Origin of the sequence: Galbibacter sp. BG1, assembly GCF_013391805.1 — a bacterium.
GTDB lineage: Bacteria > Bacteroidota > Bacteroidia > Flavobacteriales > Flavobacteriaceae > Galbibacter.
The window spans coordinates 3,019,564-3,043,563 of the sequence record NZ_CP058364.1 but is presented as its reverse complement, the minus strand read 5'-3'; the positions used below and the strand labels follow the sequence as shown (position 1 = coordinate 3,043,563).

At 39.3% G+C, this 24,000-nt stretch carries 12 protein-coding genes; 5 read left to right on the top strand and 7 right to left on the bottom strand.

What is annotated here, in order from left to right; genetic code table 11:
* Positions 1 to 106: 106 nt before the first annotated feature.
* From HX109_RS13155 to HX109_RS13125, 7 genes are read right to left on the bottom strand one after another with little or no spacing between them, the layout of a single operon-like run.
* Positions 107 to 1,801 carry a TIM barrel protein gene (locus HX109_RS13155; protein ID WP_178952726.1) on the bottom strand — a complete coding sequence of 565 codons (1,695 nt, stop codon included), beginning with the start codon at positions 1,799 to 1,801 and terminating at the stop codon, positions 107 to 109.
* A gap of 11 nt (positions 1,802 to 1,812) precedes the next feature.
* Positions 1,813 to 2,916 (bottom strand): Gfo/Idh/MocA family protein, encoded by a 1,104-nt coding sequence (locus HX109_RS13150; RefSeq protein WP_220399468.1) that lies wholly within the window; start codon positions 2,914 to 2,916, stop codon positions 1,813 to 1,815.
* Complete coding sequence (locus HX109_RS13145) at positions 2,916 to 5,609, bottom strand: PQQ-binding-like beta-propeller repeat protein (protein ID WP_178952724.1); 2,694 nt, start codon at positions 5,607 to 5,609, stop codon at positions 2,916 to 2,918. The genes HX109_RS13150 and HX109_RS13145 overlap by 1 nt, the downstream gene beginning before the upstream one ends.
* A 32-nt stretch (positions 5,610 to 5,641) precedes the next feature.
* Positions 5,642 to 7,954, bottom strand: coding sequence for a GH92 family glycosyl hydrolase (locus HX109_RS13140; protein WP_178952722.1), 2,313 nt, complete (start codon positions 7,952 to 7,954; stop codon positions 5,642 to 5,644).
* Between the two features lie 35 nt (positions 7,955 to 7,989).
* A complete protein-coding gene (locus tag HX109_RS13135) occupies positions 7,990 to 10,707 on the bottom strand; it encodes a PQQ-binding-like beta-propeller repeat protein (RefSeq protein WP_178952720.1) in 2,718 nt (905 codons plus the stop codon).
* A 5-nt stretch (positions 10,708 to 10,712) separates the two neighbouring features.
* Entirely contained in the window at positions 10,713 to 13,373 is a 2,661-nt protein-coding gene (locus HX109_RS13130) for a PQQ-binding-like beta-propeller repeat protein (RefSeq protein WP_178952719.1), read from the bottom strand.
* A 32-nt stretch (positions 13,374 to 13,405) separates the two neighbouring features.
* Positions 13,406 to 15,760 (bottom strand): GH92 family glycosyl hydrolase, encoded by a 2,355-nt coding sequence (locus tag HX109_RS13125; protein ID WP_178952717.1) that lies wholly within the window; start codon positions 15,758 to 15,760, stop codon positions 13,406 to 13,408.
* 282 nt (positions 15,761 to 16,042) lie between these two features.
* On the opposite strand from HX109_RS13125, the gene HX109_RS13120 reads away from it, so the two are divergent.
* The 5 genes from HX109_RS13120 to HX109_RS13100 all read left to right on the top strand — a co-directional run bounded on the left by HX109_RS13120 (position 16,043) and on the right by HX109_RS13100 (position 23,970).
* Positions 16,043 to 17,536, top strand: coding sequence for an aldehyde dehydrogenase family protein (locus HX109_RS13120; RefSeq protein WP_178952715.1), 1,494 nt, complete (start codon positions 16,043 to 16,045; stop codon positions 17,534 to 17,536).
* Positions 17,537 to 17,578: 42 nt separating this feature from the next.
* Positions 17,579 to 19,135: an acyl CoA:acetate/3-ketoacid CoA transferase gene (locus HX109_RS13115; protein WP_178952713.1), complete on the top strand. Its 1,557-nt coding sequence runs from the start codon at positions 17,579 to 17,581 to the stop codon at positions 19,133 to 19,135.
* A gap of 2 nt (positions 19,136 to 19,137) precedes the next feature.
* Positions 19,138 to 19,842 (top strand): enoyl-CoA hydratase/isomerase family protein, encoded by a 705-nt coding sequence (locus HX109_RS13110; RefSeq protein ID WP_178952711.1) that lies wholly within the window; start codon positions 19,138 to 19,140, stop codon positions 19,840 to 19,842.
* Positions 19,843 to 19,945: 103 nt separating this feature from the next.
* Entirely contained in the window at positions 19,946 to 21,310 is a 1,365-nt protein-coding gene (locus HX109_RS13105; RefSeq protein WP_178952709.1) for a glycoside hydrolase family 88 protein, read from the top strand.
* A gap of 86 nt (positions 21,311 to 21,396) precedes the next feature.
* Positions 21,397 to 23,970: a PQQ-binding-like beta-propeller repeat protein gene (locus HX109_RS13100; RefSeq protein WP_178952707.1), complete on the top strand. Its 2,574-nt coding sequence runs from the start codon at positions 21,397 to 21,399 to the stop codon at positions 23,968 to 23,970.
* The last annotated feature ends 30 nt before the right edge of the window (positions 23,971 to 24,000 follow it).

The following is a 24,000-nucleotide window of genomic DNA, read 5'->3' as shown; positions in this document are numbered from 1 at the left end:
TGACCGAAATATTATGGTAGGCTAGCGTTGGAGTATTCTTAATTTATTCAATCTACAATGCCTTGTGCCCGCCTGATAGGGCAGGACAGGCTTGCACAGCGGTTTTTTATTTTTTAAGTTTCATAAAAAGTACTTGATTGGTTCCATGCTGCGGAAAACCAAGAATCCCCAAATCTTCGGCATACATTGGGTCTGTAGGGTGTTTCAAACCTGTTAAAATTTTTTCTACAGAACTACTCTTTGGATTTACTTTTAAAAGTTCTCCAGCCGCCCAATCCGTTATATAGTAATAATCACCTGCTTTTGTAATCCCTTCCATATTGCCAACCTCTTTAATCAATGGAGTTATTTTTTTAGTTTTTAGATCAATACTTAGAAGATCCCCAAGCTTGGTCGTTTCGAAACTCCCAGGCTCACTTAACTTTCCCCAAGAAGCCACTATTAAGTTTTCTCCATCCATCAACAAACCGTCCGGAGCTTCTAAGCGTTCCGTTTCCAACCAAACTTCTGCCTTTCTAGATTTCGCGGGTAGTTTATAAATTTTATTTCCAAAGAAATCTGAAATGAATAAATCTCCATTATTGGCAATTGCGATATCATTGATAAATTTCCCTCCCGGCAATGGATAAAAGTTAACAATTGTCTTTTTCAGAATATCAATTTCGTGAACCCCTGTTCTATCACACACAAACAGTAGATTTTCTTTGATAATCATTCCTGAAGGAGCATGCATACCTTCTTTAATACCAATCCAAACCGTATCTTTAACAACCCCTCTGGCATCCGTCCGTGTTATCCAACCATAACTATCCTGTTCCAACGAAATTCCTCCTCCCAAATTGGAGATATACCAAGAATCTGTTCCCTTATGATAAACTGCTTGATCGGGAGCATCATAACCCTTAGGCCACTTTAATTTATTGAGTTCATTAAGCCATTTACGATAAGTTTTATTTGATTCCGGTAGATAAACTTCAGGATCCTCCTTAATTTGATGGTTTATAAACCCTACTGCTCCTTGATATCGGATATCCTTAAGTCCTTTTAATACAGCCATTAAATCGTAATTACCTCTATACAGTGGTTTTATAGTAGAATTTTCGATACTCATCGCGTTGGTAGTATCGACACGTTTATCTGAACCCGCAATAGTTACGAACTTAAGTCGGTCTTTTATTTTCCGTAACACTTCGGGCGCACGGAGACCTTGTCCCGAACGAATTTCATGACACGTGTGATAAACTAAATTTAAATTATCACTATCAATGCTATCCACTATTTTAAAAGCTTCCTCCGCAGTCTGGATAACATCCTTGTGATGAGGGTAAAGTATTACCTCTACCCCTTTAAGCTTTGCATAATTATTTATTTCAATTAATTTATTGACGGCAAAATCTTTCGTAAGCTTTTCATTCGGTCTTCCAAAAATTACCCAAAGCGCCGTATTTTTACCGGAGAGTTGATCAATAACACTTTTCCATCCCTCCCGAACATCGACTACATCGTTTGCGTTATATCTAAAAAAAACCGAAAATACTTTAAAATCCTCATGGCTTGAAGCAGCTCTAAAAAAAGGTTTTAAATCTATCATTTCACCACGATGATTCGCCATAACAGAAACTCCTTGATATCCTGCGGATACCAAAGTTGAAACTTGCTCAGCAGGTGACATTTCCTGTAAACCGCCAAAATTATAAGCGTATAAAGGCCAATCTACGTTTTGGGTAGGTTTTTGGGCGTTGAGTAAAACAGCCATTAAAATAGACACCATTAAAATTAAGGGCTTTCTAATTGAATACATAGTTTATCGTTTTAATTTATTTCTATCTTTCTTCCTTCGGCTGCACTTAATCTGGCAGCATCCAGCAGTTTAATAACATTATAATTATTTCTCAAACCTGATAGGTCCATAATCCCTATTTGAATTTCCCCTCTTACGACCGCTTTAAAATAGTTAAATGGATTTGTATGGGAAATCTCCAAATCAGTAACCTTTTGGGTTAACTCCTGTGATTCCCCAAACCTATAGTTTACATTTTCTTTGTTTTTAGCAATCACATATCCGTTCTCTCCATAAACTTCGATGTCCTTTCGGGAATAAGGCCAATTCCATGAAGGTTGTATTACTCCTTGGCAATCTTTAAAGTCCAATAAAATGGTGGCATCATCATCTACCCTTGGATACTTTTTGGGCTTAAATGTGTGCGAAGTGGCATACACATATGTAGGCATTTCACCTTTCTTTAACCAAAGGATTAAATTTGCTCCGTAACAGCCAAAATCGGTAATGGCTCCACCTCCGTTCAGTTCAGGATCTGTCAACCAACCAAGAAATTCCTTGTTTACATTTATTTCTTGAGGTCCTTTGTGACCATTATTGACAATAATCCGTCTAATCTCCCCTATTCTATCACCTTCTACCATATTTTTTATAAAAGCATTGGAGGGGTACCAAGTTGTTTCATAATTAGTTATTACATGAATATTATTTTTTTTTGCCAATGAAACAATCTTGTCCGCATGCTCTAAATTTACAGCCAGTGGTTTTTCTACCATAACGTGAATCCCTTTTGGAGCGCAAACTTCAACTGTCTCCAAATGTTCATAAGTAGAATTAAATGCTGCAACTGCTTCCGGTTTTACTTTATCAATCAGTTCATCCAAAGAATCATAAACCAAATCCATTGAAAATTTATATTTTCTTGCCATACGTTCGGCTAATTCCCTATTGGGTTCAGCTATTCCTACTATATCAATTTTAGTAGTATCTACATTCTTAAAAACCCAAACTACATGTCCATGTGATAAACCGTCGATTGCCAACCGAAATTTTCCTTTCTGTGCATTTGAAACCATTACAGTCATGCAAGTGATCAAGACAAGGACGAACCATTTATTTAATATTCTCTTCATCATTATTTTATAGCGTGAATATATCCGTCCGATGACATGATATAGGCTTTACCGTTATAGAGAGCTGGTGTACTCTCCTCTACTTTATTTCCCATTTTATACATCCATTTTATCTTTGCGCTTCCATCAGGATTACCATTTCCATCGTAACAATAAAAATAGGGGCTTGAAACCGATGCTATGTAAACGTCTCCATTCGCTCCAATCACCGGTCCGCTGAGTCCTCCGCCGTAACCCTGCCACACTTTTTCACCTGTTTCAGCATCTAAACAATAAAGATTGGAAACTGTACATATTCCGCCCAATCCAATCCCATACCAATTAGAACAGTACACTTTACCATTATGGTATGCAGGGGTCACATTGAAATTTGTTTTAGGCTCTGTAAATTCCCAAAGTACCTCTCCAGTTTTAGCATTCAAACAACGAAACCTAGGTCCTCCTATGGGTAAATAGATTTTACCATCCTTTACAATTTGAACACCTGAATCGGTTCCGCCGCTAAGATGGAACTTCCAGTTAATGTTTCCGGTTTTTTTGTTCATTCCATAGAGATAGTGATCCCAACTTCCAAAAAACACCTGATCTCCTTCCACAGCAGGTTCACTGCAGATGGAACGGTCCAAACGATGGCGCCATATAATTTGCCCATTATTGGCATCAAGGGCTTGTACGTTTCCATCGATTCCTGAAATATATACTATTCCATCACTTACATTTGGGGACCCCCATACCCAGCCGACATCCTGTTTCCAAATAACTTCGCCCGTTTGAGCATCTAAGCAGTAGAATTCGTCTTCCCCGCTGTGAACACCAAAATAAATTTTATCATTATCATAAACTGGTGCACCACAGAGCGAGGCGCCAGCTTCAAACTTCCATTTTTCCTTTCCGTTATTGGCATCGACGGCATAAACAAAACGAATTGGACTCCCAAAATAAACCAAACCATTGGCAGCGGTCGGCTTAGACATATATCTAGCCCCACCTGCGATTTCATCAGTAAAGATTCGATTTCCACTATCGTTGATGAAACTACCTACAAGACTCTTCTTCCAGAGTAGGTCGCCATTTAAGTTAAAAGTATACGTGTAAAGGTCTGAATCGTTGTACAACACTTTATTTGATGTGATTACTAAATCGGCAATAACTGGATGATCTCCCGGTGTTTTTCTAAAAATCAGTTTTGGTTTTTTTCTGGAAATATCCAATCCATAGAATGACCCTTTCATCGTTGCAAAATACAATCGGTCATCTTTTGCGACAGGTTTGGCCCGTATCCAATCATCGGTTAGATATGAAAACAGCAATTCTCCCGATTTGACATCGAAACAATATATCATTTTATCAGCCGCCCCAACAAATACTTTACCATCCACTACAAAAGCACGTGAAAAATGCCTAAAAGAACGCTGTTCCGTATCTTTCACCTTAAATTCCCATATTTTCTCCCCGTTTTGATTATTCAAACAGTAGAACCTTCCGGAGTTATCACCAAAAAATAAATAGTCTTTGTAATTTGTCGCTTTTTCATTTATAGAGCCGGCTGCCCTAAATTCCCAAGCAATACGCCTTTTATCCACTGGGCCATACTTTTCCCCACATTTCATTGCATACATGTACCCCGTTTGGTTTCCTATAAAGACCCTGTCTTCTACCAATAAAGGATCTGCAAAAGTATATCCAATATTAAAATCCCATAAAAGTTTCCCACTATGGGTGTCCTTACAAACAACCCTATTATATGCCTGTGCTATTGGCGGTATCGCCTCAATATCCTGTACTCCATGTGTATATACTAAAAACTCTTCATTAGCGGTCACCGTTGGTAATCCTACACGATAATCGACATGCCCAGCCAAAACCTCATGATCTATTTCACCACTCTTTTTATCTACAAAAACAATCTCTTTGGTAGGACCCTTATTACCCCTGCTACCAGTTTCTCGATAGAGTACAAAATCCTCAAGCACTACTGGTGTGGCCATATTACTAGGGGTATTATAAAGTTGGTCTCCCATAATTTCAGCTTGTTGCGTAGTATCCCAAATGGTCTCTCCAGACTCCAAATCAACGCAAAGCATAGCAGTACGCATCCCAGGAGAGGATAAATAAACTCGATTTCCCTCTACAACGGGTTCCGACTCCCAAGGAAGGCCTACCGGATATTTCCAGACATTTTCCCCCAGTTGAGGACCCTCGGCACCAGTATAACCATTAAGGCCATTATTGCCTTTATAATGTGTCCAGTTTATTGGATTCTCTTGAGTAGGTACCTCCTGAGCATCCGGCGAAGCCTTTATTATTTTTCGTGGATTATCTCTTAAATCCTTTTGTGTGTATTCCAAAACTTCATATCCCCGATCGGTAATATCACATAACTTATCCATTTCATCAGGGGTAAAATCCTGTGGTTTCCCTTCGTTCCAAAAAATAGTATTCCACCAGACAATTTCAGCCATTTCATTATCAATAGCAACGAATGGATCAAGTCTAGCCCCCTGCTGTTGAAGAATAACCATCCACAGCTTCATTTTAAAAGCCCTAAGTTGAAAAGTCTCAGCTGAAGTAGGGTTTTTCTTAACCGCCAGACGTATTGAATCCAATTCCTCATCCCCCGAAGACAAAAAGTTTCCTTGGGCATTTAGCCGGCAAACAAACATTAAAAGCAGTGCGGAGATAAGCTTTAATTTCATAATTACTATTTAATTGAATATTTTTTTTCGTTTTATTCGTGTCCTTGAATTCCAAAGCTTTTATTAGGTTTTGCCCCCAATTGTACTTCCAAAACACCCCCAGCCATGATTTCTTTGTGATCAATAAATGGTTGGTTCAAAGGCATATTCTTCCAAGTAATCCCTTGAATATATTTGTTTTGCTTTGAGTTGTTTTTAGTTTTAACCGTAAAAACGTTCCCATTTTTAAGGGCTATATTTACCTCTCCAAAAATGGGTCTTCCAATTGAATACACGGATGAGCCTGGGCATACAGGATATATCCCTATTGCGTTTAAAATATACCAAGCAGACATTTGTCCACAGTCCTCATTACCCGCCAATCCATTTGGGTTATTGAAATATAACGTAGTAAGTACCGAGTCTACCAATTTCTGGGTTTTCCAAGGTTGTCCCACATAATTATATAGATGGGTAATATGGTGCCCTGGTTCATTTCCATGGGCATATTGACCGATCAATCCAGAAATATCATTGGATGTTTGATCTCCTGTAATATTTGAATCCGTAGAAAATAATGTATCTAGTTTGGCCGTAAACCTATCACGGCCCCCCATTAAATTTACCAAGCCGTCCACATCATGAGGAACAAACCAAGTCCATTGCCATGCATTTCCTTCACAGTAATCGTCCTTCCTATGGGATGAAGCTTTGGGGTCAAAAGGTGTTCTCCAACTTCCATCGGCCAATTTTCCTCTCATAAATCCGCTTTGCTTATCAAAATATTTTTCATAGCGTTTTGCCCTTTCCATATAATATTCATAATCATCATCTTTCCCCAGATCTTTTGCCAACTGGGCAATGCACCAATCATTGTAAGCATATTCTAACGCCTTTGCCACAGATTCAATTTCTAGGTCTGCAGGGATATACCCAAGTTCCTCATTATATTTTTTTGCCATAGGCATTAGTTTTTCTAAAATCTTTTCATTATTTGCTTCTATATTATCCCTATCAAATTTGGAGGTGGCTATCATAGCTTTATAAGCCTTATCCACATCAAAATTTCGAATTCCCTTAAAATACGCATCAACAATAACTGGAATGGCATGGTAACCTATCATGGTACCAGTATAATTGGCGGCCAGTTCCCATTTCGGCAATATTCCACCTTCCTCATATTTTTTCAACAGGGTATTTATGAATTCTGCGTCCAAATCCGGATTCGTAATAGTTAATAGAGGATGAAAAGCTCGAAAAGTGTCCCATAAAGAAAAAACTGTGTACGTATTTTCACCTGTTGGTAAGGTATCAATATCCATATTTATTTTTCGATAACGCCCGTCTACGTCATTAAAAATGTTTGGACTAATACTGGTATGGTACAAAGCTGTATAGAATATAGATTTTTCCTCATCTGTAGTACCCTCTATTGCAATTGTTTTCAATTGATCGTTCCATTGGTCATAAGCTTGTTCCCTAATTTTATCAAAATCCCAATGTGAAATCTCCTTGGTGGCATTTTGTTTTGCCCCGTTGTAATCTACCGAAGAGATTCCAACAACCGCCAATAACGGTTCTTCATTCGAAGAAAATTGAAGTACGGCCTTACTCAATGTAGTTTTCAAACTATCTCCTTCAGCTAAGGAATCTGCGTCGTACAAACTGCCAACAAAAGGTTTATTGAATTTTGCATAAAAATAAATGTGCTGTTTTTTAGCCCAACCTTTGGTAAGTTTATAACCGGATATTTCAGTGTCGCTTAATATTTTAAATTCATTAATTTCATTCTTATTATGTTTTTCCTGTAAAACGTGGGTTAAATCTATCATCAATTTTTGATCCTCCCCGGGTTTGAATGTATACCTATGGAAGCCTGCCCTTTCGGTTGCGGTCAGTTCAGCTGTAATTTTATCATCCAGTAAATGAACTTTGTAGTAACCAGGTTGGCTATATTCCTGATCATGTGAGAACCTGGATCTAAAACCACTGTCTGGGTTATCGGGTGTGCCCCTATCCAATTGTACTTCTCCAGAAAATGGCATAAATAGAATATCCCCATAATCTGCAATACCTGTACCACTTAAATGTGTATGGGTAAACCCTATTATAGAATTATCAGTGTAATGATAACCACCACAAGAGTCCCAACCGTCAGTACGAGTGTCTGGGCTTAATTGCACCATACCATAGGGAACAGTAGCTCCAGGAAAGGTGTGGCCATGCCCTCCCGTACCGATAAAGGTATTTACGTATTTTGCGTTCCCTTCGGGTGAGGCGATTTCTTTTTCTTTCTCCTTTACAGAATCGCATGAAATTATGCCTAGAATAAGCAGTCCATACAGGTAATTTAATTTATTGATCATTCAACTATTTTTTGTTACAAAATATTCTTATATCCTTATTTTATGGCCGTTAGATACCCTCCCGAATTCAAAACATATAACATACCGTTATACAGTGCGGGGACTGACTCTTCGGTTTTATTATCCATTCGAACTTTCCAGTAAAGGCCTGTGGTTCCATCTCCATTACCTTTCTCATCAACGCAATAGACGTATGGACTTACAGTAGATGCAAAATAAATTCGATTGTTGGCACCGATTACAGGTCCTGTAAGACCGCCTCCTCCGTTGAATGTCCAATTAAGCATACCATTTTTGGCATCTACAGAGAAAACTTCAGCTCCTATAGGAATGCCCCCTATCCCTCTTCCATTAAGACAGGACAAATATACTTTTCCGTCATGGTAGCCGGGCGTTACATTATACATTTTTCCTTTCAGGTCTGGTGTCCACAATACCTTCTTCGTTGTAGGATCCAAACAACGGAAAACTCCACCTCCAACAGGTAAAAAGATCTTTCCCTCCCCACTAATAGGAGCTCCAGAATCCGATCCCCCACTCAATTGATATTTCCATATAAACTCTCCAGTTTTCTTATGAAATTTATAGAGGTAGTGGTCCCAACTTCCAAAATACACATAATCTTCAATAATTAGCGGCTCAGTACAAGTGGAACGCTCTGTTCGGTAGCGCCAAATGATGGCACCTGTGTCACCGTCCAAACAATTTACGTAACCGTCAACCCCTGGTACGTACACGAGGCCTTCACTTACATTTGCAGATCCCCATACCCAACTTACAAGTTGTTTCCAAATGACGTTTCCTGTTTTAAGGTCTAAGCAATAGAAGTCTTCTTCTGCTCCTTCTGTACCAATATAGACTTTCCCTTGATCGACTATGGGTGCTCCCGACACAGCTCCGCCGACTTCAAATTTCCATTTTTCCTTTCCTGTCACCGCATCTATGGCATAAACAAACCCGGACGGTGTGCCAATAAGAACTGTGCCATCAATGGCAGTCGGTTTGGATTCGTAATAAGCCCCTCCAGCTATTTGGTCGGTCAAAATACGATAACCATCTTCCTTTTGAAAGCTTTTTATGATACTATGTTTCCACAACTCAGTTCCTGTCTTTGCATCCAAAGCGTAAGCAAAGAGGTCTGAATCGGTAAAAAGTAATTTTCCTTTAGCAAATGTGAGTTCTCCATAAACGAAATGATTTGTGGCCTTTACCTTCCACACTTCTGAGAATGAACGGCCCTTCATTGTTAATTTGGAGACTTCACCGTTCATTGAAGAAATATATACGTCGTTGTTAAAAGCTACAGGTCTCGATTTCACCCAATCTGAAGTAGGATATTCATCCACAAAATCGCCAGATTTAGCATCCAAAATCAACATTTTCTTAAAAGCAGCTCCGATGAACAATAAACCGTTTTGGATTGTCGGCGTGGTAAATTGACGAAATGCATTTTCCTCTATTTCCTTTGACTTGTATTTCCATTTCAAATCACCACTATTTTTATCCAAGCAATAAATATTACCTGCATTGTCCCCAAAATAGAGGCAACCATTGGAGATTACTGTTTTTCTATTTACTGAACCTTCTGCTTGAAATTGCCATTTAATTCGTTTAGCGGAGGCAGGACCATATTTACCACTAACGTCCAAGCAAAAAACATCCCCTGTACCCGTACCCACATACACGAAAGAATCATCCAATAATGGTGCAGCATAATGTGGTCCAATATTAAAATCCCACAAGCGATTTCCAGTTTTGGTATCCTTGGCGATTATCCTTGTCATCGGAGAACACAATGGTGGCCGCTCTTCAATATCATGTACCGCAAAGGAATATACCGTATATTTTTCATTGGCCTCCAAAGAAACAAAGCCAGCTCGATAATCTACATGCCCTGCCTCCATCTTGCGGTCAACTTTTCCGGTTTTGCGGTTTATAAATACAATGTGCTTTGAAATTCCCTTATTTCCCCTACTCCCCATTTCACGTAGCAAAACGTAGTCATTTAAAACAACTGGTGTAGAGGCCATAGCGGGGGTGCTATAGAGTTGGTCTCCTTTCATTTTGGGAATGTGGGTAGATAGATTTTTGACCTTGCCCGTTTCTAAATCCAATGTCCAAAGAATATTACGCATTCCGGGCGATGTTAGGTATACATTATTTTCAACTACAACAGGCTTGGATTCCCACCGAAGTCCAACGGGGAACTTCCAAGCTGTCACTCCATGTATGGGTCCATCCGCACCAGTAAATCCCGTACGCTGGGCATTACCCCTGTAATTGGACCAATCTATGTTATTTTTCTCTGCCTTTTCTGAATTTTCATTTTCTATAATCAATTTATGTTCAAATCCTGCTAATTCATCATTTTGATGTAATCTTTCCTGAAGTCGGTCAAGCTCCGCATATCCATTCTTTACTACTTTTGCAAACTCCTTGATATCGGCATCGGTATATATTTGCTCTTCCCCACCTTTAAAGACAGGATTCCATTTTGAAAAACGATTAAGGTGTTGATCCACCTCCATGTATGCCTTGCCCAGATTCACCCCTTGTTGTTGTAAAGTTACAGCCCATAGTTTCATCATCAATATTCTGGTATTATAATTCGTTCTATCCGTGGGCATTCGATTTATAGCTATTCGCAAACTATCAATCTCATTGTCACCACTAGGATATCGCAGAATATTGGGCTCTTGGCAGTGTGTTTGAACACTAAACAGAACTATAAATATGGGTAATAATTGCTTCATCTCAATTATTTAATGGCATGTATGTATCCATCTGAGGACATTATGTAAGCTTTCCCTTTATATAAGGCCGGTGTACTTTCTTCGACTTTATTTCCCATTTGGTACATAAAGTTAACCGTTGTGGTACCATCTCCATTTCCTTCTGAATCAACACTGTAAAAATAAGGATCGGCGATACTTGGAAAATACACATTCCCTTCACCTCCAATAACGGGACTGCTAAGACCTGCCCCTAGTTGCGTCCATATCAGCTCCCCTGTCTCGGCATCAATACAATAGAGAACTGCTTCCACAGTTATTCCGCCCATTCCCAAACCATGCCAACAAGACATGTAAACTTTTCCATTATGTACTGCAGGGGTAATATTAAAAATGTTTTTCCCGTCTATGAATTCCCACAGCAGCTTTCCGGTTTCCAAATCTATACATTTGTTTTTCACATATACTTTACCTTTATCCACAATGGCAACTCCAGAATCTGTTCCAGCACCATTATATTGCCAAAGCAATTCCCCTGTTTTTTTATTGAAAGCTTTAAGATAATCGTCCCAACTTCCAAAAACTACCGTATTACCTTCGACCGCAGGCTCGCTACAAACTGATCTTGAAAATGGTTTTTTCCAAATCATCTGTCCAGTTTCTGCATCCAAAGCCCATGCGTAACCATCAATACCAGGTATGTATACCATCCCATCCGAACAAGTGGCAGACCCCCATACCCAATCTACATTTTGTTTCCAAACTAACTCCCCTGTTTTGGCATCCAAGCAATAAAAATCATCTTCACCTCCCTGTTGTCCTACGTATATTTTACCATCGTAATACGTTGGGGCTCCTGAAATAGAGGCACCTATTTCATGTTTCCATATCTCTTTTCCTGTCTGCGCGTCTACGGCATAAACAAAACGAATAGGACTTCCAAAAAAGACCATTCCGTCAGCAGCTATGGGCTTGGATTGATAATAAGCACCTCCAGCTATTTGATCGGACAATATTCTATTTCCATCTTTCTCAAAGCTTTCGATAAGACTTTTTTTCCAAATGGTTCTGCCTTTGGTATCTATACAATGCGCGTATAGATCAGAATCATTCATTACTAATTTTTGATCTTTAATTGCTAAATCTGCAATAATGGGGTGATGACTAATGGTTTTCTTAAAAATTGTCTTTGCCCCTTTTCTACCTTTCTGCACCCCATAAAGTGTCCCCTTCATGGTTGCAAAGAAATACCCATCTTCATTAAAAACAGGTGCGGCACGTATCCAATCATCTGCAAGACTCTCCAAAATTAACTTTCCAGAAGTCACGTCAAACACATAAAATTTCTTATTGGCAGCGCCGACGGCTACTTTCCCATCCTTTGCAAAGGGAGCGGAGAAATAGCGAAAAGATTTCTTTTCTAAATTATCCGTGGCATATTTCCATTGTAGCTTACCATTGTTTTTATTTAGGCAATAGAACACGCCATCATTGGCTCCAAACATTACATAATCACCATAAATTACAGCTTTATCATTGATGGCGCCCCCCGCCCTAAATTCCCAGTCTGGCTTGGGACGGTTCGGCAACCTTTTATTTGCTTTCCAAGAATACATATAGCCTTCCATAGTGCCTTGGTAAACACTACTACTATTATCAAGCAAGGGTTCAGCAAAAGTGTATCCAGTATAAAATTCAAACAATTTTTCTCCGGTTTTTAAATTTTTGCCAATTACGCGATCATGGGCTTGCGTTAATGGTGGTGTGGTATGTATATCCTGAACACCAAAAGGAAAAACCACTACTTCTTCATTCGCATCAAAAGCGGCGTGGCCCGCCCTATAATCTACGTGCCCAACTTCCAATTCCCTTTCAATTTCACCAGTTTTCTTGTTAACAAAAACTACATCTTTGGTTGGTCCCTTATTTCCTCTAGCCCCCAGTTCCCTAAATAATATATGATCTTTAAGGACCACCGGGCTCGATTGATTGTTTGGCGCATGATACAATTGGTCCCCCATTATTTCAATGGTTTGACTGGTACTCCATATTTCATTGCCTGTATTTAAATCTAAACAGTACATAGTGGTACGTACCCCAGGAGAGGATAAATAAACACGATCACCTTGAATGGCCGGTTTTGATTCCCATGCCAGTCCAACTGGAAAGGTCCAAGCCTTCACCCCTTTGGTAGGGCCATTTGCCCCAGTATAGCCTGTTAAACCTTCATTGCCCTTATAAGAAGTCCATGGTATTTCTTCTTGGGTATCAGGATCGATAGGTTCCACATTGGATGCGAACTCCATCGACCTTCCTGATGAGGCCACAGCTTGGTATTTTTCAAGTACGCTATACCCATCATCAACAATTTCACCCAAAACTCCCATCTCTTCATCAGAAAATTCTTGTGGCTCGTTACCAGACCACAAATTATTCCAACGAGTGACTTTGTTCAAACGATTATCTATGTTTACATAATCGTCAAGACGCACACCTTGCTGCTGCAGCGTTACAGCCCACAATTTCATTCTAATTGCTCTTGGTTTAAAATTTTCGCGCCCGGTCGGAAGTTCTTTCACCGCTTGACGAATACTATCCAATTCTTTATTGCCACTAGGGTTTTCAATGGATTGTGCATGTAACGAACCCACTAGGGTTATTAAAATAAAATATACTATTTTTCTCATGAATCTATCAAATTATGCTTTAAGTTGTAAGGCTACACCTTACCATTACCAAATGGCACTTTTTTCGAGTCCTTCCCCCAACCGTTGGGCTCAGGTCCCATAATGAACTCAAGAGTTCCCCCTTTTGTAATAGTGTCATGGGTAATCCAGACGTTGTTATAGCTCTTACCATTTAACTTAACCGATTGTATATAAATATTTTCTTCTGATAGGTTTTTAGCACTTATTTCAAATTTTTTTCCATCACTTAAGTTTAGGATCACATTTTCCAACAAGGGGCTACCAAAAATATAAACTCCTCCAGCGGGATTAACGGGATAAAAACCCATAGCGCTAAAAACATACCATGCGGACATTTGACCTGCATCCTCATTGCCTATATAACCATTTGGTTCATCTTTGTAAAACTCTCGATCGATCTGGTGAACCCTCTCCTGCGTTTTCCATGGCTGGCCTGTGTAATTGTACAAGTATGCAACATGATGACAGGGTTCATTTCCATGAGCGTAATCCCCTATAAGTCCAGACACATCCCCTACGGAGGACTCTCCTAAATAGGGCAAGTTAAATAAGGTATCCAACTTTTTCTCCATTTCCTTTTTACCTCCCAATTTAGACATCAATCCATATATATCATGGGGAACAAACCATAAATATTGCCAGGCATTGCCTTCGGTATAGTCCCTATCATGAAAATCCTCACGATGATATGCACGGGGATCAAAAGGTTCCTTAAACTCTCCATTATTCATTTTAGCCCTGAAAAATTTGGTTTCCTTATCCCAAACATTATTGTAATTTTGAGACCGTTTCAAATAAGTTTCCTTCACATCCTCCCTACCCATCTTGGAAGCAGCCAGGGCCAAAGCCCAGTCATCGTAGGAATGCTCTAAAGTAACAGAAACCCCCGTCCTTACCACATCGTTGGGATGATATCCCTTATCTAGATAATATTTTTGACCATAGTATGCCGGGTAAATAGCTCTTCCAGCCGTACTATCAATTCCAGGGTTGTTGGAGGTCTCAATCATAGCTTCCAACATTTCATCTTCTGGAACAGTAGTCAATCCTTTAAAAAAAGCATCAGCAATAACAGGAAACGAATGCAAACCAATCATACAGGTGTTTTCATTCTGATACATACTCCACATCGGAAGCATATGCATTGGACTCTGCTTTTGAAAGTCTATCATCGTTTTAACAATGTCATCAGTTCGTTTCGGATGAATTAGTGTAAATAACGGATGGGTGGCCCGGAATGTATCCCAAAGAGAGAACACCGTATAATGCGTATAGTCCTCTGTATTATGCACTTCTTGATCTATCCCCCGGTAATCACCGTTGAGATCATGATTAACTGTAGGATGGATGTTGTTGTGATAAAGAGCCGCATAAAATTTCCGCACCCTTTCATTCGTCCCCTTTACATGAATTTTCTGCAGTTCATTTTCCCATTTTTCATCGGCTTGCCTAACAACCTTATTGAAATCCCAATGGGGTATCTCACCTTCTAGGTTCTCAAGTGCATTGTTCATGGAAACCGAAGAAACCGCGATTTTTACGTAAATCACCTCACCTTCCTTTGTATTGAAATTGAAAACGCCTTTTAATTGATCACTTCCACGCTCGGTAAGATCCCAGTACCTACTCTTTTTATCATTATAGGCCCCTTTATTTCCATCCCAGATAAACCTAGAAACAAATGGCTTAGAGAATTTCATGGCAAAATACAGCTGACGATTTGGAGCCCATACACCACTTGTATAGCGATACCCTAAAACCGTTTGTTTATCTTGAATTTTGATGTAAGAATGCTTTACCGAACCTGGTTTTCCATTTATATGATGAGTCAAATCCAGTATAATATGGGCATCTTCACTTTTAGGAAAAGTGTACTTATGAAAGCCCACACGGGTGGATGCAGTCATTTCAGCATTGATATTGTAGTCCAACAGTCGTACTTGGTAATAACCTGGCCGTGCATTCTCGTCTTCGTGTGAAATACGGGAGCGATATCCCTCGTCTGGATTTTCATAGCTGCCAGGGGCAATCTTAATTTTACCAATTGTTGGAACAAGCAATAAGTCGCCAAGTTCGGTAAGCCCAGTGCCACTCAAGTGCACTTGACTGAAACCTTTTATGTTTGTCGCATCGTAGTGGTAACCTCCCGCGGCATCCCAACCTAAGGTAGCCCAATCCGGTCCAGCACTAACGGCACCAAAGGGAACCATAGCATGTGGAAAGGTATGACCGTGACCGCCGGTTCCTATAAAAACATCTACTAAATCAGTAAGCTTATCCTGCGCATTGAGATTAAAAATTGATAAAAATCCTATTAAACACAATCGGGATTTCACTTTCCTAGACAAAATAAAATTAAAGCTCATACTATCACTTAAATACAATTACTTACACGTGTGATGCAATATTACATTAAAATTAATTATTTTCAAAAAAAACTATTTTAGCTAAATAATTTTAACTAAAAAAATAAAATTAATATAATTGTAAATCAACATAATACAGAGCAGTTGATCTTTAAAAAGTAAAAAAGATACTTAATATATTACACGTGTAATAAAATTTTTATACATTTGATTTCTAGGATTGCAAAAAATTAAAACTCCTAATGTCCAAAATTCAGAACAAAATTTATTAATTGAAAGAATATGAACCAGTTTAGTTTACCCGATAAACCGCACCAATACCAAAATTTTATAAATGGTACGTACAAGACTTCTATCAGCAACAAAACTTTTGAAAGGGAAAGTCCTGGACATGGGGTTACCGTAGGAAAATATCCGTTAAGTACAAAAGAAGATACCGAAGAAGCAATTACCGCAGCCAAGGTGGCATTTAAAAGTGAGAAATGGTCATCCCTTACCGGTGCAGACAGGGAAATTATAATTCGTAAAGCAGCGGGGATTATTCGAGCAAGAAAAAAAGAACTGGCATTGATTGAAACTTTGGAGAGCGGAAAGCCCATAAGTCAGGCTTTGGATGAAATGGAGTGGGCCGCCGGTATTTGGGATTATGCTGCGACCTTAGCTAGACATATTGCTGGAGATGTTAACACTAATGTCGGTAGCGATATGACTGCCATGATGCAAAAGGTCCCCATAGGTGTGGTTGGTATGATTACCCCATGGAACTTCCCCCTCCTTATAATATCCCAGAAATTACCCATCGCACTGGCAGCCGGTTGCACGGCAGTCATCAAGCCATCGGAAATGACGCCCGGCACTACCCTTCTTCTTGGAGAAATCTTAAAAGAGGCAGGCCTCCCGAATGGAGTTGTTAATATTGTGGCTGGATATGGAGACCCTGTTGGGGTCACACTTACGGAAAGTCTGGATGTTGATATGATTTCCTTTACCGGTAGCACTGAAGTTGGCAAACAAATCGTTAAGTCTGCTTCGGTAAACTTAAAAAAAGTTGAATTAGAGCTTGGCGGAAAAAACCCACAAATAATTTTCCCGGATGCCGACATCGATGCGCTCATTGATGCTATTGTATTTGGGGTTTATTTCAATATGGGAGAATGCTGCAATTCAGGATCAAGGATTATTGTCCACGAAGATATAGCCGAAGAAATCGAAAATCGCGTCATCGAACATTCGAAAGATGTTAAAGTAGGTGATCCCCTTGATCCTAGTGTAAAGATAGGCGCTATCATAAATAAAAACCAATATGATAAGATCATTAACTGTATTAATTCCGGTATTGCGCAAGGCGCTGAATTAAAGCTTGGAAAGGATAGCGGTATAGATGATAACGGGTTTTATATAAGTCCTACCATTTTTACAAAGGTTCAACCCCACATGGATATAGCCAAAGAAGAGATATTCGGTCCTGTTCTGTCAATCTTGACTTTTAAAACTGCCGAAGAAGCTATTGAAATAGCGAATAACACCCCTTACGGTTTATCAGCCGGGGTATGGACTAAAGATTTGGATACGGCAATGTTAATGACACGAAAGATTGAAGCAGGAACAGTTTGGGTCAACAATTGGATGTCAGGCTATCCTGAAATTCCGTTTGGCGGAATGAAGCAAAGTGGCTTAGGTAGGGAGCTGGGACCGCACAGTATTGATGAATATATGGAGACAAAGTCTGTTTTAATCAAAATGGGTGCAAAACCTGGCAACTGGGTTAAAGGATAGCCCATTTTTATTAGATAAATCAATCACCCTAAAAAAGTACACGTGAAAGAAAAAAATTTTAAAATTGTAAGTGCAGAAGAAGCCGTTAGCCATATTAAAGATCATGACACTGTTATTTTTGGCGGTGCCGGAGCAGGACATGCCGTACCGGATAAAGTAATGGCCGCATTGGGAAAACGCTTCCAAGATGAAAATGCTCCCAGAGGATTGACCTCCATTCACCCCTGCGGCATTGGCGATAATGATACTAGGGGGCTCAACCACGTTGCCCTCGAGGGGTTAATAGACACCAACATTGGAGGTTTCTGGGGCAATGCCCCAAAAATGTCGGAACTCGCAAAAAATCATTGTATAAAAGGGTATAACTTTCCTCAGGGGGTACTTAGTCATCTGATGAGAGCAAGTGCTTCCGGAAAACCGGGAATCGTAACTAAAGTAGGACTAAAAACTTTTGTGGATCCTGAATTGGAAGGCGGAAAAATAAACAGCATTACCGAAGATAATTTGGTTTCCAAGATAATATTGGATAATGAAGAATATCTTTTTTATCGATCGTTTAAGGCAAATGTAGCTATTATCAGGGGTACTTCGATAGATCGGGAGGGCAACCTGACCATGGAGGAAGAAGTTGGCTTTTTTGCCATGCTTTCCATTGCTCAAGCTGCAAAAACCAATGGAGGAATTGTTATTGCCCAAGTTAAAAATATAAATAATAACCACGTGGACCCAGAGAGGGTTAAAGTACCTGGAGTTTTAATAGATTATGTGGTACAGGATGAAAATCAGGAAATGACTTTTATTTCCAATTTCGAACCTGCTTTAGTAAAAAGAGATGCATCATATGTAACTGAAGAACTAAACCTTCAAGGGTTAAAACGTATAGTTAGCCGCAGGGCGGCACTTGAACTATATAAAGGTGCATTTGTTAATCTAGGGTATGGAATGTCTGACGGAGTTCCCATAGTTGCAAGGGAAGAAGAAATTACGGATCAACTTACTTTCATGATAGAACAAGGGGCTACAGGCGGTATTCCAACTACTGGATTGAATTTCGGAGCAATGTTTAACCCGTCCTCTATTGTAGATGACGGCTATCAATTCGATTTTTTTCAAGGTGGCGGATTGGATATAGCATATCTGGGATTTGCCCAAATAGATAAAAAGGGCAATGTTAATTCAAGTAGGTTCGGTAATGTACTAACGGGTTGTGGTGGTTTTATTGATATTTCACAAAATGCAAAAAAAGTGGTGTTCTGCGGCTCTTTTGCCGTTAAATCGGAACAGGAAATAACTTCAGAAGGAATCAAAATAACCAACCCCGGCAAATTCAACAAGTTCATTGATAAGGTTGAACAGGTTACATTTTCTGGAGATTATGCGATTGAAAAAGGACAGGAAGTTCTATATACCACTGAAAGGGCCCTATTTAGACTTACTCCCAAAGGACTTGAATTGATTGAAATAGCTCCTGGCGTGGACTTGGAAAAAGATATATTGAATATGATGGACTTCACGCCTATAATCAGTGAGGAATTAAAGTCATATTCCAAAAAGATTTTCCTATCCGATAAATTAAAATTAAAAGATAAATTTCAATAAAAATGAGTCAAAAAGTTCTAACTTCTCTGTCCGATGGTGTTTTCAGCATCGTTCTTAACTATCCCGAAAAGTTAAATTGTTTGGGATTTGAAATGTTGTATGCTTTAGAAAACGCTTTACAGCAGGCTCAGCAGGAAGATAAAATCAAAGTAGTCCTAATAAAGGGCGCTGGGGATAGGGCATTTTGTTCAGGAGCCAATATTAAGGAATTTGAAAAATTGAAGGACAAAGAAATAACTGAATGGATTGAACTTGGTAATAAAATCAATAATTCATTGGAATGTTTGAAGAAACCAACCGTTGCTTTCATTAATGGTTATGCGATGGGTGGAGGTCTAGAGCTCGCCCTTGCTTGCGATTTTCGCATAGCCTCATCTACCGCTATATTTGCTTTTCCCGAAGTTTCAAACGGATGGCTTCCTGGCTGGGGAGGTATGGCTAGGGCTACGCGTCTGATTGGTGAAGTCCATGCAAAAAAACTTATTCTATTATCTGAACGGGTTGATGCCGTTCAAGCACAAGAAATGAAACTCATCCATTATATCAAGAATGAAAACGAAATTTCCGGACTTTTAAGTACGCTAAGTCAGGTTAAACCCATGGCGTATGCCATGGCCAAATCAGCAATTATGGATCCCAACCGTACGACATACGGTTCAGCAATTGACTTTGATGTATTAGCTGTTAATATTTCCAACCATTCTTAATCTATCCTTATCAAAGCAGCCCCCAAACACAGTATAGATTCTGGACCAACGAACATGGATGACACTGACTTTTTTCAATAATTTTTAAACCCTCAGAAAAATAATGGATATCAATACAACCTTAACAATAAGCAATTTAAATAAGCAATTAGATGAATTTTGGGTACTAGCAAAAAGTAAAGCATTATTAGTGGAAAGTAACTACGACAAAACCAAGGGCGCTCCTGTATTTACCGTAGAAGGGAAATACACCTCTCGAGGATGGACCGAGTGGACCCAAGGTTTTCAATATGGAATTCCGCTTCTTGTAGCCAATGCTACCAAGGATGAAGAAATGTTTGAACTCGGGAAGAGAAATACCGTGAATAATATGGCCCACCATATAACGCATTTTGGAGTCCACGACCACGGTTTCAATAACCTTAGTACCTATGGAAATTTATTAAGAATGTCGAACGCCGAGCTTTTCGAATCTTCGGAAGGGGAAAGAAATTTTTATAAACTTGCCATTCAAGCTTCAGGATCCGTTCAATCAAAAAGATGGACCCAAATAAAAGATGGCGGTTATATGTACTCTTTCAATGGACCACACTCTTTGTTCATAGATACTATCAGAACAGCCCGAATTTTGTTGGCCGCACATAAACTAGGTCACAAAATGCTAGATGAGAACGATAAGGAAATCAATTTATTGGATAGGGCGATAACCCATGCTCTAACTTCAGCCAAATACTCAGTATACTACGGGGAAGGTCGGGATCAATATGATATTCGGGGTAGAGTTTCCCATGAAGCAATTTTCAACATAAATGATGGTAACTTTAGGTGTCCGAACTCCCAACAGGGATTTTCAGGATTTACTACATGGACTCGTGGACTTTCATGGGCCATGGTTGGGTTTCCAGAATTTCTAGAGTATTTGGAACACGAAAATATAGAAATAGAAGAAATTGAATCTATTAAAAATAATCTAATAAAGGCAGCTAAGGCAACATGCGATTTTTATATATCACATACGTCAAAAGATGGTATTCCCTATTGGGATACAGGTGCACCGACCCTTCATAAGCTCGGTGACTATACGCAACGAAAGGCTGATATTTATAATGAATTTGAACCTATTGATAGTTCGGCAGCTGCAATTGGAGCCCAAGGTCTTCTGCGTTTGGGTAAGCTTTTGGAAAATAAGGACAAAAATGCATCCAATAAATACATTCAAGCAGGCCTTAGCGTTCTGCAGACTCTTTTGCAGGACGATTATCTTGCCACCGACAAGGATCACCAAGGAATTTTAAAGCATTCCGTTTATCATTGGCCCAATGGATGGGATCATGTACAAAAAGGACAAAAGGTTCCCACCGACGAATCGAGCATGTGGGGAGATTATCACATGGTCGAATTGTGTTTTTTGGCTTCGCAGATGGCCAAAGATGGGTATTACACCTTTTTCGATACATTAACTCCATAGTTAGTAGTTAGCTTGATTAGTATTGGGAAAGCCTCTTCATCTTTCCCATACTTTTCTTTTAATTAGTATTTAAATTACCATATAACATGAAACTCTTTGTACTTAACATTTGCCTTCTTATTTCCCTTACATGTTACTCTCAATTACAAAAAGATACGGGACTTACCGATATTGATAAAATCCGACAGGAAATCAAGGAAGCCCCAACTGACAGTATAAACTTCAAAGGTAGACGGGCTGCCCTTTTCCGTTATTGGCGACTGTTATGGAGACAGGGGTACGACCTTACAAATATGGATACGCTTTCTGAAAATTTGATAACCGATTTCTCGGATGCTAAAAAAAACTATGAAAACATAGATAAAGGTTTTTTGGCTTTGGACAGCCTATACTTTATTGGAAAAAAGATAGAACAAATTAATTCCAATGCTGTCCGTACTAAAAAATTATCCAAAACCAATTGGCCTTATTATTTGGGCACTGAAAACCGACAGACCGGATATTCTCCAGATCCCGGTCCCACAAAAGGTAAAATAGCATGGAAATTCCCTAAAGGCTATCACTCAACAGCTACTCCAGTCTTGGAAAATGGAAGACTTTTTATTTCCAGCCCTGGAATTGATGTGAATGGTTTTTGTTTAGATCAGAAAACTGGAAAAGTTCTATGGAGATCAAGACAAATGGGAATTGATTTTTATACTGATCATGGTTCCAGATGGACACCTGTGGTCACCCAAAAGAACGTAATTATTCGAAACGCTTTTGACGAAGAGTCCATTCATGTGGTTGACAAAAGTACTGGCCAACCAAGTAAGGAAAATAAAGAAGAACTAAAGTTTGCTTATACCAGGTTAGGTAAAACCCTTGTCGTAGCAAGTACCGACGAAGGAAAGGATATTTGGACACATAATTTTCAAAATTATATCACCAACCAGCCAAAAGTCCATAATGAAATGGTTTTGGTCGCACTGCGCAACGGAGAAGTTTATAGCTTTAGTCTATCTACTGGAGAAATAGTATGGAATATAGACCTCGATACGGAATTGGTAGGAACACCATCAATAGGGAATGAACAACTAATAATCGGCAATACAACAGGAAAACTATTTTCAATTAAGGTAAAAAACGGAAATCTTAACTGGAGTTTTCAAGCAGAAGAGATTGAAAAAAAGTCAAATCAATTCTATTCCGGGGCCCACTTTTACCATGATCAAGTTTTCATTGGTGCCAGTAATAAGAATTTATATTGCTTCTCACCTGAAGGCAAACAGCTCTGGAAGCTAAAACTATCCGATTGGATTAGGGCCGCCCCTGTGACAGTAAATAATTATTTATATGCTGCAAGCTTTGATGGCCTGCTACATAAAATTGATATCTCTACCAAAAAACCAAGAATAGTCTTAGGGAATCCTATAAGCGAGCATCCAATTACAGCCGACCTTGTTGGAAACAATAATGGAGTATTTATTGCGGATCAAAACCTAGTCTTGCATGCGGTATCTCCCAATAGTTTAGAGACTTTATGGCAACACGGCATTGTAGACGGTATTTTTGATAGTGGAAACTACTACAAGGCAGATTGGGCCGGTGGGCTTTTGGGAACTCCAACAATTGTCGATGGTGTTGCGTATATAGGCGGACCTGATGGATTCGTAAATGCTGTAAATGTGGAAACAGGAAAAGAAATATGGCGTTTTGAAACTAACAGTACAGTATCCTTAGCCCCCACAGTTGTTGATGAAAGGATTTTTTTCGGTTATCTTGGCGCTAACACAGAACATTATGGTTATGAGAATCCCGGAGAATATTTCGCATTAAATAAAAACACTGGGGAGCCTATTTGGAGCTCCAAAGAATTTGGTCGGGTTTGGGTAAGTGCTACCTATGCGGACGGTAAACTTTTCTTTGGTAATACCGATGGTTTCGTTTTTGCTGTTAATCCGGAAAACGGAAATATTATGTGGAAATATAATACTGCAAAAGACACCCCAAAAGAGAAAATACCACTTACAACACCATTTACACACGGTTTTCCTTCCGGGGTTTATAGCATTCCTACAAAGGATGATAAAAATTTCTATGTGGGCTCCTGGTCCGGATACTATTTTGCTTTTGATCAAAAGACGGGAGCGCTTAAATGGCGTACCAAAACAAGTGCAAATGATTATGGGGGATTGCCTGATTCAGCAGCACCCATTCTATATAAAGGATATCTATATGTTCAGAAAAAAGGAGGGGCTGTGGCCGCATTGAATGTAAAAAAGGGAGAAATTGCCTGGGAATGGTATGCAAAAAGGGGGCACTTACAAAATGCTTCGGTTGCGGCAAACAGGGATATGATTTTTACTTCAACCGTAAGAAAAGTGATCTCTCTTCCATACACTTCAACCATGCGTGCTTTTAACAGTAAAAACATAGGCAATCCAAATAAGATATGGGAATTAGATAATGTTGGGGGACTTACTGCTCCCGTAATAACTGATAAAACACTAATTACAGGATCATCGACCAGTATGTTTATCACCGGTATTTCGCCGGATACAGGAAAAATTCTTTGGAGGGTGTTTACTGGAGGTGAAATGCTGGAAAACGCTCCCGCTTTATATGGAAATAAAGTATTGGCACTATGTAAAAATGGCTATCTTTTTGCAATTGAATAGCTACGATTGTTTAACCTAAACTATTTTTTT